This is a genomic window from Spirosoma spitsbergense DSM 19989, from assembly GCF_000374085.1.
In the GTDB taxonomy this organism is placed as follows: Bacteria; Bacteroidota; Bacteroidia; order Cytophagales; family Spirosomataceae; genus Spirosoma; species Spirosoma spitsbergense.
This window is the reverse complement of sequence record NZ_KB893600.1, coordinates 15,090-31,235: the sequence shown is the minus strand read 5'-3', so window position 1 is coordinate 31,235 and position 16,146 is coordinate 15,090. Positions and strand designations below refer to the sequence as shown.

Below are 16,146 nucleotides of genomic sequence, written 5' to 3'. Positions count from 1 at the left end.
GGTTGTACCAACCCATCAAGAAGCCTCGTGGCCAGGAATTGAGTATGGAGCAGAAAGCCTACAACCAAGCGGTATCGCGAATTCGGGTTCAGGTTGAACACGTGATTGGGAGTACGAAACGATATCGAATCGTTCGGGATGCATGTCGGTTGCGAAAAAGCGATTTTGTGGGTACGGTGATTCACTTGTGCGCTGGCTTGCACAATTTCAGAGTGACACGAAAGCCTGTTCAGTATCCTAATCATCCTAAGCCTAAATTGACATAAACTCTACTGTTCACGCCAGTTATCAACGGGCATGATGGGAGCCAGTACCACGCCCACCGGATAGCCACCCCCGCCCTGTTCCGGGGGCATAGCCAGCTTTCGTAACGCCATCAGGCGGGCCTCTATGGAAGCGGTACCCCCTTCCAGCCGACGGGCAACACTATCAGCATTCAGACTCACTCTGGCGCGGGTACGCCCGTTGTGAGGCAACCCAAGCAGCGAATCCACCTGATCATATTTGGTCACGAACCGGAGTTGGGTATCGGGCCGGTTACCGAAGTGGCGAATGCACTCGGCCAGACCACCCGTCAGGTGCTCAATGCCAATCACGTCCGTGTAGCAACTTACCTCAAACGTAGTCATTTTACCCGTTTGTTCATAGGCCACTGTGTTGGACAGCATCTGCGGCAGGTTGGCAAAAACCCGGGTCACGGGTGGCCCCTGCAAACTCCCCGCCAGGTAACAGTACTGACAGTGCGCCGGGCACCCTTCGGCCAGGTTCATCTGCCAGTCGGCAGAGGGCGGTATGGGCTGCAGCCGAAAGGTACCCGGCGGGGCCTTCACCACTGCCAGTGTCTGCTTGGCATTCCGGTATGTTTGCCGGTCATCCTCCCCCCTCAATCCCGTTAGCCGGTTGGTTTTCAGGATGGTAACAGGCAGGTTCAGGTTCGTGACACGGGTATAAATCTGCTGCCCAAACGGCTCTTCGAGCGCATCGGGCGTGAACAGTACCTGCCTGGGCATCCACAAACGGGAGGTCATCCGATGTGTAGTATTGCCGGGCTGACTAATAGGACTTTGTGTTGGCTGAGCAGACATAGGATACAGGGGTAAAACGCACTCTCTTGATTTGGTCTCTATACTATAAAAAACAAAACAGACGGTACTTTAATTCTGTTGCACCCCACTAATCCCCTACAACAACCCAATGATTATCAATAACTTATAAATAATTTCGAATTAGTCCAATGGCCGATCAGGAATTGACTAGCAGCGTACATTTTCACGTTATTTAGACGCTTTTTTACCCTGGTTCAGCAACCAGGCAGCCAGTTCTTTGGCGGCATCGAAATTGGCGTACTCAGCCGGAATCCGGCGACCGTCGACGTATTCGTTATAAAGCCAGGGGTCTCCCACGGCAAAGACTGTTCCCTTTCCAACGTGGGCTACTGCCATAATTATATCACCGGCGTCGGTCACTACCGCTTTGGCCGGGCCTTTTACATGGATGGGTGCCAGTTCCTTGATGTAAACGGTACGGGTTTGGGGGAATATACTGGCACCCGATGCCAGATTGATGGTTCCCTGCTCCCACTTTGTACCCTGCACCATGTTACGGTTTTTGGGCAGAAAATGCATACCAAACCGGGCCGCCAGCTGATTAAAATGGACGTGTTCGCAGTTAGCCGTGTCATTGGCCATCATCACCAGCGTCCCTCCCGACTTTACCCAGTCGGAAACAGCATCAATATCGGCCTGACTAATATAATTGGGGTTTGGCGTTTCTTTAGGCGTATCGGGATCAACGATGATATAGACGCTAGCCTCTTTTAAAGAAGCCGCCGTTGGTGGCCCTGAAATAGTTGCGGTCTTGGCGCCCAGGTTTCTAAACATGTTTCCCCACCAGTAGAAACCCGAATGCTGCCGGTCCTCCCAGGTGTAGTGAAATAACTCCTGCTCAACCGTCCCGTCGGTGCGGACCGGCCCTTTGCGGGACTCGTGGTTGAAGTAGTTATCCACTGCTACCACCTTACCCTTACCGGGCTTACCTTCATTAGCAATCTCCATCTCAACGCTGGCCATAATGAACGGGCCAACGCCTTTCAGGTCATCCTGCCGGAGAGGTTCACTCAGGTAATAGGCATAGCTACCGTCGCGATAGGGATTTCCACCTAAACCGCCTACCAGTACGGTTTTTTCCAGGTGAATCATTCCATTATCGTCCGTCGTAATAAATTTCTTTAGCATACCCTCATATCCTCTCCGGGCCGATGCCAGCATGGAAGCGGGCAAATAGCCCATCCGCACGCCTTTTGCCGTTGCATAAACGAACATACCCGTGCCCGATGCTTCGAGGTAGTTCCCTTTACCCCCGGCCCGGTCCGTAACCTGATACCAGCATCCCGATTTTGGGTCCTGGTACTTGAGGATGGCGGATATGGTCCGTTGCAGAATCGTGACCAACTCCCCCCGGCGGGGGTACGACTGCGGAATATAGTCCAGCACATCGACCAGTGCCATCACGTACCAGCCCATGGCCCGACTCCAGAAATTAGGAGACTGCCCCGTTTCCTTATTGGCCCACTTCTGCTCCCGGCTTTCGTCCCAGCCGTGGTAGAGGAGACCTGTTCTGATAGCGCGGGCGTGGTTTTCCATCCACACAAACTGGTTGACAATATCGTCGAACGGTTTATCCGATGGTTCGTACAGACTGGTGTATTCGGCATAAAAAGGCTCGGCCATATACAGGCCATCCAGCCACATCTGAGACGGATACCGCTTTTTATGCCAGAAACCACCCTCGTTGGTGCGGGGCTGTTGAGCCAACTGCTGCCGAAGCAAATCGGCGGCTTTCCGGTATTTTTCCTTACCCGGCAATGACTGTTGCGCCAGCATCAGCAACGCCCGGCCGGGGGTTACGAAATCAATGTTAAAGTCATCCAGTTTGTAGGTTCGAATGCCGCCTTCGGGGGTAATATACCGGTCCATGTTTTTCTGGATGTACTGGAAATACCGGTCGTCGGCGGTTCGATACCAGACCTGTTCGATGGCCTGAAGAATTACCCCCATCTCGTATTCCCAACGGGCATCTTTCCCTTCTTTCACGTACGCAATCGAGTCAGCATTGTTAGCCATAATCGTAGCGACCATCCGTTGCGACCAGGGCCTGTTTTTTTCCGTTGACTGCTTAACCGACTGAGCCAGCAGTAGCTGACCAAGGAGCATCAGCCCACCCACTAAGTTTATCGTTCGTTTCATTTTTCCTGGCTTGATAGATTAAACAGTCAATTTGTCTAAAATTCTACTTTTAAGAGAGAGCCAGTTGAAACGATACGATACCCGTTGCACAATAAATAACGGGTATCGGCAGTTCAAAAGAACCCAAAATAATCTATCACTGTTAAGTGTTGGCCCAAACAGGTGCCGGTAACCGCAGTAGCGGACATACCAGCTATTGCAACTATGACTCATCAACTTTCACTTACCCTGCCGCCCGAACTGGCTTTTGACGAAAGTGCCTTTCGGGAACAGGCACTCAGGCACCTTTCGCTACCCGATACCAGCGATATGGTGGTGCGGAAACGTCGTCAGTCCATCGACGCCCGCAACCGGCAGGTACGGGTAAAGGTCGACGCGGAGGTATACGCCGGGAATACTCCTCCCCCGCTTATTCAATACCAGCGGCCACAGACCGACGTGAGCCAGTCACCGCAGGCCATTGTGGTGGGGGCCGGGCCAGCGGGTCTCTTCGCGGCTCTCCGGCTCATTGAACTGGGAATCAAGCCCATTGTGCTGGAACGGGGCAGCGATGTGCGCGCCCGCCGACGCGATCTGGCGGCCATCAACAAAGACCATGTCGTCAACCCTGAATCCAATTACTGTTTTGGCGAAGGCGGAGCCGGTACCTACTCGGATGGGAAACTGTACACGCGTTCCACCAAGCGGGGCGATGTCCGGCGGATTCTGGAAATATTCGTGGCGCACGGCGCCACCGAGCAGATTCTAGTCGATGCCCACCCGCACATTGGCACCAACAAACTCCCGAATGTAGTGACCGAACTTCGCGAGAGCATTCTGAACGCCGGGGGTGAAGTTCGATTCAACACCAAAGTAACGGACCTGATTCTAACCGGCTCTCCTACAAACCCAAACGAACTGAAAGGGGTAGTGCTGGCTAACGGCGAGGAGCTTACAGGCATCGGCGTTATCCTGGCAACGGGCCATTCAGCCCGCGATATTTTCCAGTTGCTGCACAAACGCAGCGTCCGTATTGAGGCCAAACCCTTTGCGATGGGCGTTCGCATCGAGCATCAGCAATCGCTGATTGATCAGTTTCAGTACCACCGCCCCACCCGTGGCGACTATTTGCCCGCTGCTTCGTACAGTTTAGTGACGCAATCCCGTTTTAAAGGGGTTGACCGGGGCGTATTCTCGTTTTGCATGTGTCCCGGTGGATTCATCGTGCCAGCGGCAACAGCACCGGGCGAACTGGTGGTAAATGGGATGTCGCCCTCCAGACGGGATTCGCAGTTTGCCAATTCAGGACTAGTGGTAGCCATCGCGGATGATGACCTGCGGCCGTACGCTGAGGAAGGACCACTGGCCGGACTGGCCTTGCAGCAGGATTTGGAACGATGGGCGTGCAAAATGGGGAATAGCCAGGGCAGCATCGATTCGCAAACGGCCCCCGCTCAGTGCGTAGCCGATTTTGTGGATGGACGCGTATCGGCGGGGCTACTGCCTACGTCGTACCAGCCGGGGCTTGCCTCTGTCGATATGGCCGACGTATTGCCCGATCATATTACCCAGCCACTGCGGCAGGGCCTGCGCGATTTTGGCCGAAAAATGCGTGGATACCTCAGCAATGAGGGGCAGATTATTGGGGTTGAAAGCCGTACTTCCTCGCCCGTCCGAATTCCGCGCGACCGCGACACATGCGAGCACGTAACCGTTCGGCGGCTTTTCCCCTGTGGCGAAGGGGCAGGGTATGCAGGTGGTATCGTATCGGCAGCGATGGACGGTGAACGTTGTGCCGAAGAATTAGTTAAACTGTATAGTCATTAATCGTCATTTGTTGTCATTGATCAGTATTCGATTGTAGCACTGCAATCAATAACGACCCAATGACAATCAATGACGAAAAATGACAACCCGATGACATCAAATGATCGACACCACCTTTCATACCTTTACCGAAGACCTTCGCCAGCGGTTACAACGTCCGCTGCCGGGCGAGGCTGCTCACCAGAAAATGGCCTCGTCGAACCGATACATGATGACTGTTAAACCCAACGAGCGAACACGCCGGTCGGCGGTGTTGATTTGTTTTTATCCCTACCGCAACCTGATATACGTACCCCTTATTCTGCGCCCGCAGTATGACGGTGTTCATGCCGGTCAAATGGCATTTCCGGGCGGGCGTATGGAGCGTGTCGACGAAAACCTGACCCGCACGGCCCTGCGTGAGGCTCAGGAAGAGGTAGGTATTCGGGTATCGGATGTAACGGTTTTGGGCCTTCTGACGGAGTTATATATTCCCCCCAGCAATTTTTTCGTACAACCGGTAGTCGGCGTTTTGCCTTACCGACCGGATTTTTACCCCGACCCGCACGAAGTAGAAGCGGTAGTAGAAGTCAGCCTTGATTCGTTGCTGGATGAAACTATCGTTGGCAGCAGTCAGATCGAGATTCGGGGCGTACAGATTGACGCTCCTTTTTACCAGATTGAAGGCCAACGGGTTTGGGGAGCCACGGCTATGATGATCAGCGAACTACTAATGGTCCTGAACGCCTGATTAGCGCGCCTGGTCATTGGCAACGAGCGTGGCCAGATTAAAGGTCATACCTTTGGTTAGGGTTACATCATGATCCCAGCCATCCCGGATAATAATCGTACCGGCCGATTCTGATTCCCAGATAACGGGAATGTTTTCCGTAAAAATCCAGATTACCTTCTTCACGCCAAATTCGTGCAGTTCCCGCGTTTTCTTTATAAAATAGTCATGCTGATACTGGTAGTTGGTCAGGTCAGCTTTGGTATCAATCTCAATAACATAATTGGGTGCTATGGACATGTATTTGTTCGTGAACACAAAACCTTTCAGCCGTTCTTTTTCGTAAATAGCAATATCACAGGAACGCCACTTTTTCTTCCGAATCTGTACGCCTACTTCACTGGACATGATTCGTAAGTGCGTATTGAAAGGATGGGACAATAAAAAACGCTGGACGATTTCGACCAGATAACTCTGCAACCCGCTTGATCCTATTATTTCTTCTGGCTCTTTACTCCCGTTCAATACATCCTTATAACCCGCGTAATAAACCGGCTTTTCATCCTCCATCTCATACACAAGCTGGTTTAGCAAAAACTGCCGTTGCTTACGCTGTTCGGGCGTGAGCGGAGTCTTCGTTCGCCGGGATTTTTCGGCTACAGGTATCATAGCATTATTTCTTTGAGGCAATATACGGATAACCCCGGAGCGGGTTACAACGACGTACCGGCGGCAAAGTATAGTTCCGCCAGGGCTTTCTGATACTTTGTTTTCAGCTCTTCACCCTTCAGGCGCAAGTCGATCAGTTTGGTTTCGCGGGCATTGACCAGAAACAGCGAACTTTCTCCCAGGTCAAATTTCTGCTGCTCGGCCGTCAGCAGTTTTTGCTGATTCTGAATCGTCTGTTGCTGAACACCAGTCTGGTCAGCCAGTACACGTAACTGATTATAAGCCATTTGCAAGGTGTTATTAATCAGGCGCCCCGTTTGCTGCTGTTCCAGTATTACCTGCTCATTTTTCACCTGAACTTCACGGAGTTTCCCCCGCTCTTTCCGCAAAAAAAGCGGAAAAACAAAGTCCAGGCCTATTTTGTGATTCTGGGGGCGAAACGAATAGTAACTACCCCAGTCGTAGCCAGTGTCTACGGTGGGAGTCTCGCTCAGCAGGCTGGCACTGAGCGTAATTTGGGGCTGGACCATAGCGCGTCGAAAGCGCTCCTCTAACACTAACTGCTGATTTTTTACGGCTAATTTCAACAGGTCTGGATGTTGACTATTTGCCTGGTCAAGCAACAACTGAAGCGTACTTTCACCAGGGAGCATGAGCGAAGCCTCCTGCGGCCTTGCTTCGTTGGGTAGTTCAACGGGCTGACCATTGATATTCCATAAAAAGGTGCTGACCCGCAAACGGGCGTTTTGCTCTTCTACATTGGCCTGCTGCCGTTGTACCAGTCGGTCCTGCACCGTAATCAGCGCTTCGGTCGTATCTATAATAGCCGCATCGCCCAGCAGTGCCCGCTCACGCAATGCCCGGAACCGGCGATTGGCTAATTCGTACCCCTCTGCCAACAACAGCTGCTGACGGTGGGCCAGGAACCACTCCCAATACGTTTTAGCCGCATCAAACAGGGTTTTATTTACCTGTTTGATGCGATCTGCTTCAGCCAGATTCTGCATCAATCCGGCCTGCCGAACGGCGTTTCGACGGGCATCGATCAGCAAACCCTGCCCAATGGGAACCGTCAGACCGATACCACTCAGGCCCGATGAGGGTGTACGCTCTTCGGGGTTGATATAGCGGCCGTTATTGCGGTTATAGGATACCGTAAGATCAATACCGGCCAGCCAGAGCGGTACGGCTAATTTGTTTTGCCAATGGTCATAATACAAATCATTGCCAAACTCTTTACGGTCGTAGGTCGATACAAGTTTAGGATCAAAGGCGCCCCGTGCCTGGATCAATAGCTGCCGGGCTTCTTCGCCAAATAAACCGGCCTGTTTCACCAGCGGGTGGTTTTGCCGGATCAATTCGTAAAACACCGAAGCCGTAAAAACGGACGTGTCGGGTTGCAGCACTCCACCCATTATGTCAGGAGATAGTCCGGACTGCGGGTCTGTTGGGGTTGGGTTTGCCACCACACGCAGAGCCACAAACCACAAACTACAAACGATAAATCCTTTCATTTTTTCGCTCCTTTTTCTTCTTTTGGTTCTTCCTGCAGGCTGGGCGGGAAGCCATTAAGCTGCCGCCAGAGTTCATACCAAACCGGTACATCATCCAGCATAACCCACCCATACACCCCCGAGCCAACCCGTAACTGAGTGGGCCAGGGTTGATCGCCCTTCTGCACCAGCGGCCGCACCAGGAGCCGGTAGGTGCCACTGGTACTGCTCGTGGCGTCGATGACGGCAACCTGTCCGCCAAAGGTGCCAACGGATACCGTTGGCCAGCCCGAAAACTGGATAGCCGGCCAGCCATCAAACTGGATACGGACCGTTCGGCCCGTTTGAATGAGGGGCACATCCATAGCCCGGACGTATAACTCAACGGCCAGTTGCGGGTTGGCAGGCTGAAGCGTAGCAATGGGTTCGCCTTCTTTGATGGTTTCGCCAATACCCGCTTTGATCGGCTGCACTACGTAACCATCCTGCGGAGCACGCACCACATACAGTCCACGCCGAACATCGACACTACTGATTTTGTTGCGCAGTTTGGCAATCTCTCCGTCGGCTTCGGCCCGGTAAGACACCGCCGAACTCCGGTCGGACTGCGCTTTGGCCAGTTTTTCCTGAAAGTCGGCCTCAATAGTGTCCAGGTCGAGCCGGGCGTTCAGTAATTCCTGCCGGGACACGTTCAGTTTGTTCTCCTGAGATACCAGTTTTGCTTTATCTTCCTGAACTTTCAGGCGCCGGGCTTCCAGGTCGGTGAGGGAGAACAGGCCGCCCTGGTACCCTTTCTCAAAACGGTCGAGCCGGTCGAGCGCAATCTGATAATTTTTGCGAGCGGCTTCAAGGTCGGCTTCATCGGCCATCACTTTAAATTCACTCTGTTTCACCTTATTTCGAGCCGCATTAAGTTTGACGGACACCCCCGTTCTGAGGGCGCTTATCTGTCCATCCAACGCCTGAATTTTGGCTACGGTGGCTTGCTGGCTGCCCCTTTTGGCGTCTACCTGCTCATCCAGCCGCTGGGACAGATTCGGGTCGAAATACTCATCTTTTATGTCAGAAATAACGAGCAGGGTATCGCCTTTCTTCACGAAATCGCCATCCCGCACCACCCAGCGCTCAATACGACCGGCAATGGCGTTCTGAATCGTTTGCGGCCGGTCCTGAGGAGTGAGGGCTGTTAACTTACCCTCACCATGAATATTTTGCTGCCAAGGCAAAAACATGACTACCAGACCAAAAAACAGAAAAAATAACATCCACCGCCCCAGCTTCCGACCACTTTGCAGCGTTGGCATAGCCCGGAGTGTTTTGAGTGGGTAATTCTGAAATATCTCGTCGTTTACCCGGTGGTTCGATATGTTGAGCATTTTTTAATGAAGAATGTAAAATGAGCAATAGCCTGATTGCACCAGTATGTTTACGTTATGGTATCCGTTTCTTCCAAAGGCAGATCGGTTACGTAACCTATTTTTTCAACGGCGGTGAGCATGTCAAATACGGTGTCGATACCCGACATCAGCTTATCGACTGAACTGGTAATGAGAACGATAATCAGCTCAGCAGCCACAAACTGCCCCAACGACATCTGCCGCCCCACTACCAGCGTTGTACCCAGAATAAGCAACCCACCCGTTACAACGGTTTTGAACGCCACAGCACTATAAAAAAAACGCTTTAACACGTTGAAATGACGGTTTCGATGGAGGATATAACCGGCTACCAGATCATCCATTTTATTGATCGTTTCTGTTTTGCTTTGCTGGTAGCGATACGCGGGCAAATCACCGGCCATTTCTTCGAGCCAGGCTACTACTTTGTATTTGTATTTCGACTCCTCCAGGCTGGTGCGAATGCCCCCCGGCCCATATAACCGACTGATAATAAAAATAACCAGGACGATAAACGCGCCAAAGCCAACAAAAATGGGATGGTAAGCAGAAAGCAGAATAAGCCCAAAAACTATTTGTACAGCCGCACTCGTCAAGTCAATCAGGAGTTTGGGTAACCCTTTCTGAATGGTTAACACATCGAAAAAACGGTTCATCAACTCGGGTGGGTAATAACCGGAGAAGGCATCGGGCTGAATACGGGGAAGTCGGTATGTAAACTCAAAGGCTGCCTTCACGAAAATGCGCTGCTGCAATACCTCCACCAGCGTCATTTGGGCCACCAGGAGCAGCCCCGTTATCAGAACGCCCAAAATAACCACCCCAATCAGCAAATACACCGAACTGAAGATGACCCCGCCGGATACCAGGTTGAACACCGCCTGAATACCCAGTGGCAACGACAGGCTAATAAGGCCAGTTACCAGTGCATACAAATAAATATAGCCAATATCTTTCTTTTCATTGGTCAGTAACTGAATCAGCCGCTGAACGGGCGAAGGAGGGGGAGAAAGTGTTTGGAGAACAGCCATAGTCAATTCATTTACCTGATAGTAATACTATCATTTACGCAAATATAACTATTATGGCCGAAAGTTTGTTTACTTTGTCACATCACATTTTGTTAAACGGATCAGGTAGGCAATAGATGGAGTATTCGGTACATATTCGGATGAACGAGCGGCTGTTTCTGCGTGAGCCGGAGAGTTCTGATTTAGGCAGGCGCATTATTCGTCAGGGCATTTTATTATTCAATGACGTTGGCTTTGAGGAGGCTACCTTCCGGAAACTGGCCGAACGCATTAATACGAAGGAAGCCAGCATTTACCGGTATTTTGAGAATAAGCATCGGCTATTGGTGTATCTGGTAGCCTGGTACTGGCAATGGGTCGATTTTCAGCTTGTTTTTCAGACGAACAACCTTACCAGCCCACGCGAAAAGTTGGAAAAACTACTACGCCTGTTGCTTCTGCTCGACCTCGATGATTCATTCAGCGACGATATGGACATACGGGCTCTGCACAGCACGGTTATCCGCGAAGCCAGTAAAGTATACCTAACCCACCATGTTACGGAAGACAACCGCCAGCAACTTTTTAAGCCCTACAAAGATCTTTGCCAACGCATTGCCGACATCATTCTGGCCTACCGCCCAGATTATCCTTACGCGCACTCCAAAGCCAGTTCACTCATTGAGACAAGTCATTATCAGTCATTTTTCATGCAAAACCTCCCGTCGCTCACCGATTTTAAGCAAGCTGACTCCAGTGAACCGGAAGCCATGAATAAACTGCTGGACTTTATGCGTCATCTGCTGTTCTCGTCGCTGGATGCGGTGTAAAAGCAGGATGTTCTGTTAATCCCGTGGAACGTATTTCTTCTCAATCAATATCAGGGCTTCCTGTACGTAAGTTCTGATGAGGTCCTCGTCCCAGTCAGCCTCCTTTTCGATACCAATTGACTTGATCCTTCTCCGCCCCCGGCTCTGGAGCAACCCGGCCTCGTCGGGAAGGTCATTACCATCCAAAACGACCCAAAAAGGTCAACCCGTATGGGCTGATCTTTTTGGGTCGTTTTGAGAACGTTCAGGTAACACAGAGGCTGTTTCCGGTAGGTATAAAACGGCACCACCTCTTCCCGAACACCGGACGCAGCATAGTGGATAATTTGTTGCAGCCAACGCGAAATAGCCCCCACTTCGGGCGTTTGCTTAGTAATGTAGTCCTCAACTGTCATCGTTTTACAGGTTAGCAGTTCTTATACAATCAAATTCCTTCCCTTGCTGTTTTCAACGGAGAAAAGGGAGTCAGCCCTGTTTTATGGGCATTCGGAGCCGAAAAAGGCCCAGTCGGAGACGACTGTAGTGGATATGAACGCCAACAGTGATAGCTTTGTGGAAGTAACAAAAAAGGCTGTTCTACTTTAATTGACAAGTTCCTCAGTATAAAATACGTTTCTGTGAAAAGATGGATTGCTATCGTTCTCGTCGTCCTTGTGGTGGGCGGGATAATTGTGTACAATAAAGTATTACACCCGGCACCTGGTGCTGAAGGTAAGGCGTCAGGCGGGGGGGCTAAAGGGGGTCCAGGGGGCGCGAGAGGGGGCGGCCCAACGTCCGTCAATGGTTTTGTGGTGATCTCAAAACGCCTGCAGGAAGATATAGTATCCAGCGGGTCCCTGCTGGCGGCCGAACAGGTCGATATCTACCCCGAAATTTCTGCCCGGATTACCCAACTCAATATTCGGGAAGGGCAACCAGTAGCCAAAGGTGCTTTATTGGTAAAATTGTTCGATGCCGATTTACGGGCGCAGCTCCAGAAGCTCCAGGCGCAGGCCGATAACGCCCGGCGCACCGAGGAGCGGAATAAACAATTGCTGGATCGGGGGGGTATCAGTCAGCAGGAATACGATATTGTCACCACCAATCTGCGGTCATCACTGGCCGATATTGATTTGGTAAAAGCGAACCTACAGCGAACGGAAATTCGTGCCCCGTTTTCGGGTATTATCGGTTTGCGTAATGTAAGCTCAGGAGCCGTTGTATCGCCCAGCACGCTGATTGCCCGCCTTCAACAGGTAACATCGCTTAAACTGGACTTTTCGATTCCCGAAAAATACGGCCCTTTCGTACATAACGGGAGCAAGATTTTGTTTTTAGTAGACGGGGCCAACAATCCAAGTCAGGGTATTGTGTATGCCATTGAGCCGGGGGTAGAAGAGCAAACCCGTAACCTGCGCATCCGGGCGCGGGTTAGCAATACCTCCCTACAGTACCGGCCCGGTACATTTGCCCGGGTCACACTAACGGTGCAAAATGAGCAGAGCCTGGTCGTACCCACGCAGGCAGTGATTCCACAAACCCGTAGCAACCAGGTAGTTGTTATTAAAAATGGCAAAGCTAAATTTACCGATATAAAAATTGGGCTTCGCACCGAGGGTACCGTTCAGGTGCTGGAGGGCTTGAGCCGGGGCGATACCGTGGCCACAACAGGGCTACTGTTTTTAAAACCCGATTCACCCGTTAAAATTGGCGGTATGATAACCCTACCGCCATCAGAAGCGAAAGTGGCAACAAACTAAGGTTGACGTTTGGCGTTTATTGTTACTCCGGCAACAGCCAACCTGTGGTAGCAACCGTCAAACATCAAACAAAAAACATCAAACTCATTATGAGTCTTCCCGAATTAAGTTTGAGCCGGCCCGTGTTTGCGATGGTAATGTCGATTATCATCGTGTTGTTCGGCATTATTGGTTTTACCTTTCTGGGTGTGCGCGAATACCCGGCCATTGACCCGCCGGTTATTTCGGTGCGGACGAACTATACGGGTGCCAACCCCGAAATTATCGAGTCGCAGATTACCGAGCCTATCGAAAAATCACTGAATAGTATCGAAGGTATTCGGACCATCTCCTCCAATAGCGCCCTGGGAGCCAGTACGATTACCGTTGAGTTCAACCTCGACGCGAACCTGGAACAGGCAGCCAACGACGTGCGCGATAAGGTGGCGCAGGCCCAGCGGCAACTCCCGCAGGACATAGACTCCCCGCCCGTAGTGACCAAAGCGGATGCCAACTCCGAGCCGATTCTCTTCATGAACGTGCAGAGTACCACCCGCAACCCGATGGAGTTATCAGACTATGCGGAAAATGTACTTCAGGAGCGGTTTCAGACCATCCCCGGCATTAGCCAGGTAAATATTTACGGCCTGAAGCGGCAGGCCATGCGGCTCTGGATTGACCCAATCAAATTATCGGCGTATAAGCTGACTACCCAGGACATTCAGGCTGCCCTGAGCGCCCAAAACGTGGAACTCCCCGGCGGAAAAGTGTACGGCAACACCACCGAACTTACGGTAAAAGCCGTTGGCCGACTCAAAACTGAAGATGACTTCAACAACCTCATTATCCGGCAGACGAGCAATCAGATTGTTCGGCTGAAGAATGTTGGCTACGCCATTATCGGTGCCGAGAACGAAGAAACCATCTCCAAGCAAAACGGAGCGGTGGGCGTAATTCTGGCCTTAACTCCCCAGCCCGGTGCCAACTACGTAAAGATTGCTGATGAGTTTGATAAACGGTTTGCCCAGGTAAAAGGCGACTTACCCGACGACATCATTGCGAGCGTTGGACTGGACCGTACCCGGTTCATCCGGCGGGCCATTGAAGAAGTGGGCGAAACGTTGATTATTTCATTTGTGCTGGTGGTGCTGGTTATCTATTTCTTCTTCCGCGACTGGCTCATTGCGTTCCGACCACTCATCGACATTCCGGTATCGCTCATCGGGGCCTTTTTCATCATGTACCTGGCCGACTTCAGTATCAATGTACTCACCTTACTGGGTATCGTGCTGGCAACGGGACTCGTGGTAGACGACGGTATTGTGGTGACCGAAAATATCTACAAGAAGATTGAAGGGGGCATGGAGGTCAACAAGGCCGCACGGGAAGGGGCCAACGAAATTTTCTTTGCCGTCATCGCTACCTCCATTACGCTGGCCGTCGTGTTTTTGCCCATTATTTTTCTACAGGGATTCGTAGGCCGCTTGTTTCGGGAATTTGGGATTGTGGTAGCAGGAGCCGTTCTGATCTCCGCGTTCGTGTCCCTAACCCTCACACCTGTATTGAGCGTAAAACTAACCAGCAAAAAACACGGGCGGTCGTGGTTTTACCAGAAAACCGAACCGTTTTTTAACTGGATGGATACCACCTACCGATCATCGCTGACCAGTTTTATGAATCGGCGGTGGTACGCACTGGCGATGATTGGCGCGTGTATGTTACTTATTTTCGGCATAGGCTCCTTCCTGAAATCCGAACTGGCCCCACTGGAAGACCGCAGCCGAACCCGCGTAGTGATTACCTCGCCCGAAGGCACAAGCTATGAACCGCAGGCCGCCGTAACCGACCGGGTCATGAATTTCGTGCTCGACTCAATACCCGAATCAAAGCTGGCCTTCAGCGTGGTGGCGCCCGGTTTCACGGGGGCAGGAGCGGTCAACTCGTCATTCGTCATCGTCAATATGTTTGAGCCCGACGAGCGAAAACGATCACAGCAGACGATTGTGGACTACCTGAATAAAAACCTCAAAAACTTCAATGAGGCCAAGATGTTTGCCACCCAGGACCAAACCATTCAGGTAGGACGGGGCGGAGGACTACCGATTCAGTTTGTGGTTCAGAACCTGAATTTCGAGAAACTGCGCGAAAAACTGCCGACGTTTCTGGAGGAAGTGCAGAAAGACCCTACGTTCGAGAATTCCGACGTTGACCTTAAATTCAATAAACCCGAAATTAACATCAGCATCGACCGCGAGAAAGCGACCAACCTGGGCATTTCGGTGCAGGATGTAGCCCAAACGCTGCAACTAGCCCTTAGCAACCGCCGATTGGCGTACTTCCTGAAGGATGGCAAACAGTATCAGGTTATTGGTCAGGTAGACCGCGCCGACCGAGATGCCCCGGTGGATTTGGCCTCGCTCTACGTCCGCTCCAACCAGGGTCAGTTGATTCAGCTGGACAACCTGGTGAAGTTTCAGGAAGTGAGCAGTCCGCCACAGGTATACCACTACAACCGCTTCAAGTCTGCCACCGTATCAGCCGGTCTGGCTCCCGGCAAAACCGTTGGTGACGGCGTTACGGCCATGAAAGCCATTGCCGACCGGGTACTGGACCAAAGTTTTCAGACGTCCCTGTCTGGCCCATCGCGTGATTACGCCGAGAGTTCCGGTAATACCCTGTTTGCGTTCGGGCTGGCCCTGATTCTGGTTTATCTGATTCTGGCGGCCCAGTTCGATTCGTTTATCGACCCGCTCATCATCATGATTACGGTTCCCCTGGCACTGGCCGGAGCCGTGTTCTCGCTCTGGATGTTCAACCAGACACTGAATATTTTCAGCCAGATCGGTATTATCATGCTGGTTGGTCTGGTTACCAAAAACGGTATCCTGATTGTGGAGTTTGCCAACGAGCAGCGGTTGATCGGGAAGAATAAATTTGAAGCAGCCGCCGAGTCGGCTGCGCTACGCCTGCGCCCTATCCTGATGACCACCCTGGTGGCGGCCTTCGGTGCGCTGCCGCTGGCACTGGCGCTGGGTTCTGCTTCCAAAAGCCGGGTACCGCTGGGTATCGTTATTGTTGGCGGGTTATTATTCTCGCTGATACTGACGTTGTATGTTGTACCGGTTATTTATACCTACATGAGCCGCCGGAAGGATATAAAGCCGGAGGAGCCAAAACCGGATAGCGAGTCGCAACCGGAACAGTTAGCCGTACCGGTTTAAAGGATTAAGACGGTTGGTCTAATCAGCACGATACGGAATGAATCAGGG

The 16,146-nt window shown here is 51.7% G+C and carries 13 protein-coding genes; 6 read left to right on the top strand and 7 right to left on the bottom strand.

All coding sequences use genetic code 11. The features are described 5' to 3' along the window. The coding region (locus tag B157_RS37825) for a transposase family protein (protein WP_169521812.1) at positions 1–266 on the top strand (266 nt) is incomplete at its 5' end. A 3-nt stretch (positions 267–269) separates the two neighbouring features. Here the strand turns inward: B157_RS37825 and B157_RS36335 are convergent. Both B157_RS36335 and B157_RS0130375 read right to left on the bottom strand, forming a co-directional pair. Beyond that, the gene (locus B157_RS36335; RefSeq protein WP_245565358.1) at positions 270–1,085 is read right to left on the bottom strand and encodes an SPL family radical SAM protein; all 816 of its coding nucleotides are present in this window, start codon (positions 1,083–1,085) and stop codon (positions 270–272) included. Between the two features lie 189 nt (positions 1,086–1,274). Beyond that, a complete protein-coding gene (locus tag B157_RS0130375; RefSeq protein ID WP_020607070.1) occupies positions 1,275–3,245 on the bottom strand; it encodes a DUF4350 domain-containing protein in 1,971 nt (656 codons plus the stop codon). Positions 3,246–3,449: 204 nt separating this feature from the next. On the opposite strand from B157_RS0130375, the gene B157_RS0130370 reads away from it, so the two are divergent. Beyond that, on the top strand, positions 3,450–5,051 hold the full coding sequence (locus B157_RS0130370; RefSeq protein ID WP_020607069.1) for an NAD(P)/FAD-dependent oxidoreductase: 1,602 nt from the start codon (positions 3,450–3,452) through the stop codon (positions 5,049–5,051). 100 nt (positions 5,052–5,151) lie between these two features. Then, entirely contained in the window at positions 5,152–5,781 is a 630-nt protein-coding gene (locus B157_RS0130365; protein ID WP_020607068.1) for an NUDIX hydrolase, read from the top strand. Here the strand turns inward: B157_RS0130365 and B157_RS36330 are convergent, their stop codons facing one another. From B157_RS36330 to B157_RS0130345, 4 genes are read right to left on the bottom strand one after another with little or no spacing between them, the layout of a single operon-like run. Beyond that, the gene (locus tag B157_RS36330) at positions 5,782–6,429 is read right to left on the bottom strand and encodes a hypothetical protein (RefSeq protein WP_020607067.1); all 648 of its coding nucleotides are present in this window, start codon (positions 6,427–6,429) and stop codon (positions 5,782–5,784) included. Between the two features lie 44 nt (positions 6,430–6,473). Further along, the gene (locus B157_RS0130355) at positions 6,474–7,943 is read right to left on the bottom strand and encodes a TolC family protein (protein ID WP_026309073.1); all 1,470 of its coding nucleotides are present in this window, start codon (positions 7,941–7,943) and stop codon (positions 6,474–6,476) included. Next, positions 7,940–9,298, bottom strand: coding sequence for an HlyD family secretion protein (locus B157_RS0130350; RefSeq protein WP_020607065.1), 1,359 nt, complete (start codon positions 9,296–9,298; stop codon positions 7,940–7,942). Before B157_RS0130350 ends, B157_RS0130355 begins: the two co-directional genes overlap by 4 nt. A 50-nt stretch (positions 9,299–9,348) precedes the next feature. After that, positions 9,349–10,350 (bottom strand): ABC transporter transmembrane domain-containing protein, encoded by a 1,002-nt coding sequence (locus B157_RS0130345; RefSeq protein WP_020607064.1) that lies wholly within the window; start codon positions 10,348–10,350, stop codon positions 9,349–9,351. A gap of 116 nt (positions 10,351–10,466) precedes the next feature. Between B157_RS0130345 and B157_RS0130340 the strand changes: the two genes are divergently transcribed. Then, positions 10,467–11,159, top strand: a complete 693-nt coding sequence (locus B157_RS0130340) for a TetR/AcrR family transcriptional regulator (protein WP_020607063.1) — start codon at positions 10,467–10,469, stop codon at positions 11,157–11,159. Positions 11,160–11,209: 50 nt separating this feature from the next. Here the strand turns inward: B157_RS0130340 and B157_RS38670 are convergent, their stop codons facing one another. Beyond that, positions 11,210–11,554 carry a hypothetical protein gene (locus B157_RS38670; protein ID WP_157618641.1) on the bottom strand — a complete coding sequence of 115 codons (345 nt, stop codon included), beginning with the start codon at positions 11,552–11,554 and terminating at the stop codon, positions 11,210–11,212. A 222-nt stretch (positions 11,555–11,776) separates the two neighbouring features. On the opposite strand from B157_RS38670, the gene B157_RS0130325 reads away from it, so the two are divergent. Both B157_RS0130325 and B157_RS0130320 read left to right on the top strand, forming a co-directional pair. Next, complete coding sequence (locus B157_RS0130325; protein WP_026309072.1) at positions 11,777–12,898, top strand: efflux RND transporter periplasmic adaptor subunit; 1,122 nt, start codon at positions 11,777–11,779, stop codon at positions 12,896–12,898. A gap of 89 nt (positions 12,899–12,987) precedes the next feature. Continuing rightward, entirely contained in the window at positions 12,988–16,098 is a 3,111-nt protein-coding gene (locus B157_RS0130320; protein ID WP_026309071.1) for an efflux RND transporter permease subunit, read from the top strand. Positions 16,099–16,146: the final 48 nt, after the last annotated feature.

What these genes read in the sequence shown, in the direction of transcription:
- B157_RS0130375 (WP_020607070.1), bottom strand. Translation starts at nt 3,245, where the DNA reads ATGAAACGAACGATAAACTTAGTGGGTGGGCTGATGCTCCTTGGTCAG.
- B157_RS0130320 (WP_026309071.1), top strand. Translation starts at nt 12,988, where the DNA reads ATGAGTCTTCCCGAATTAAGTTTGAGCCGGCCCGTGTTTGCGATGGTA.
- B157_RS0130340 (WP_020607063.1), top strand. Translation starts at nt 10,467, where the DNA reads ATGGAGTATTCGGTACATATTCGGATGAACGAGCGGCTGTTTCTGCGT.
- B157_RS0130370 (WP_020607069.1), top strand. Translation starts at nt 3,450, where the DNA reads ATGACTCATCAACTTTCACTTACCCTGCCGCCCGAACTGGCTTTTGAC.
- B157_RS0130350 (WP_020607065.1), bottom strand. Translation starts at nt 9,298, where the DNA reads ATGCTCAACATATCGAACCACCGGGTAAACGACGAGATATTTCAGAAT.
- B157_RS38670 (WP_157618641.1), bottom strand. Translation starts at nt 11,554, where the DNA reads ATGACAGTTGAGGACTACATTACTAAGCAAACGCCCGAAGTGGGGGCT.
- B157_RS0130365 (WP_020607068.1), top strand. Translation starts at nt 5,152, where the DNA reads ATGATCGACACCACCTTTCATACCTTTACCGAAGACCTTCGCCAGCGG.
- B157_RS0130345 (WP_020607064.1), bottom strand. Translation starts at nt 10,350, where the DNA reads ATGGCTGTTCTCCAAACACTTTCTCCCCCTCCTTCGCCCGTTCAGCGG.
- B157_RS36330 (WP_020607067.1), bottom strand. Translation starts at nt 6,429, where the DNA reads ATGATACCTGTAGCCGAAAAATCCCGGCGAACGAAGACTCCGCTCACG.
- B157_RS0130355 (WP_026309073.1), bottom strand. Translation starts at nt 7,943, where the DNA reads ATGAAAGGATTTATCGTTTGTAGTTTGTGGTTTGTGGCTCTGCGTGTG.
- B157_RS36335 (WP_245565358.1), bottom strand. Translation starts at nt 1,085, where the DNA reads ATGTCTGCTCAGCCAACACAAAGTCCTATTAGTCAGCCCGGCAATACT.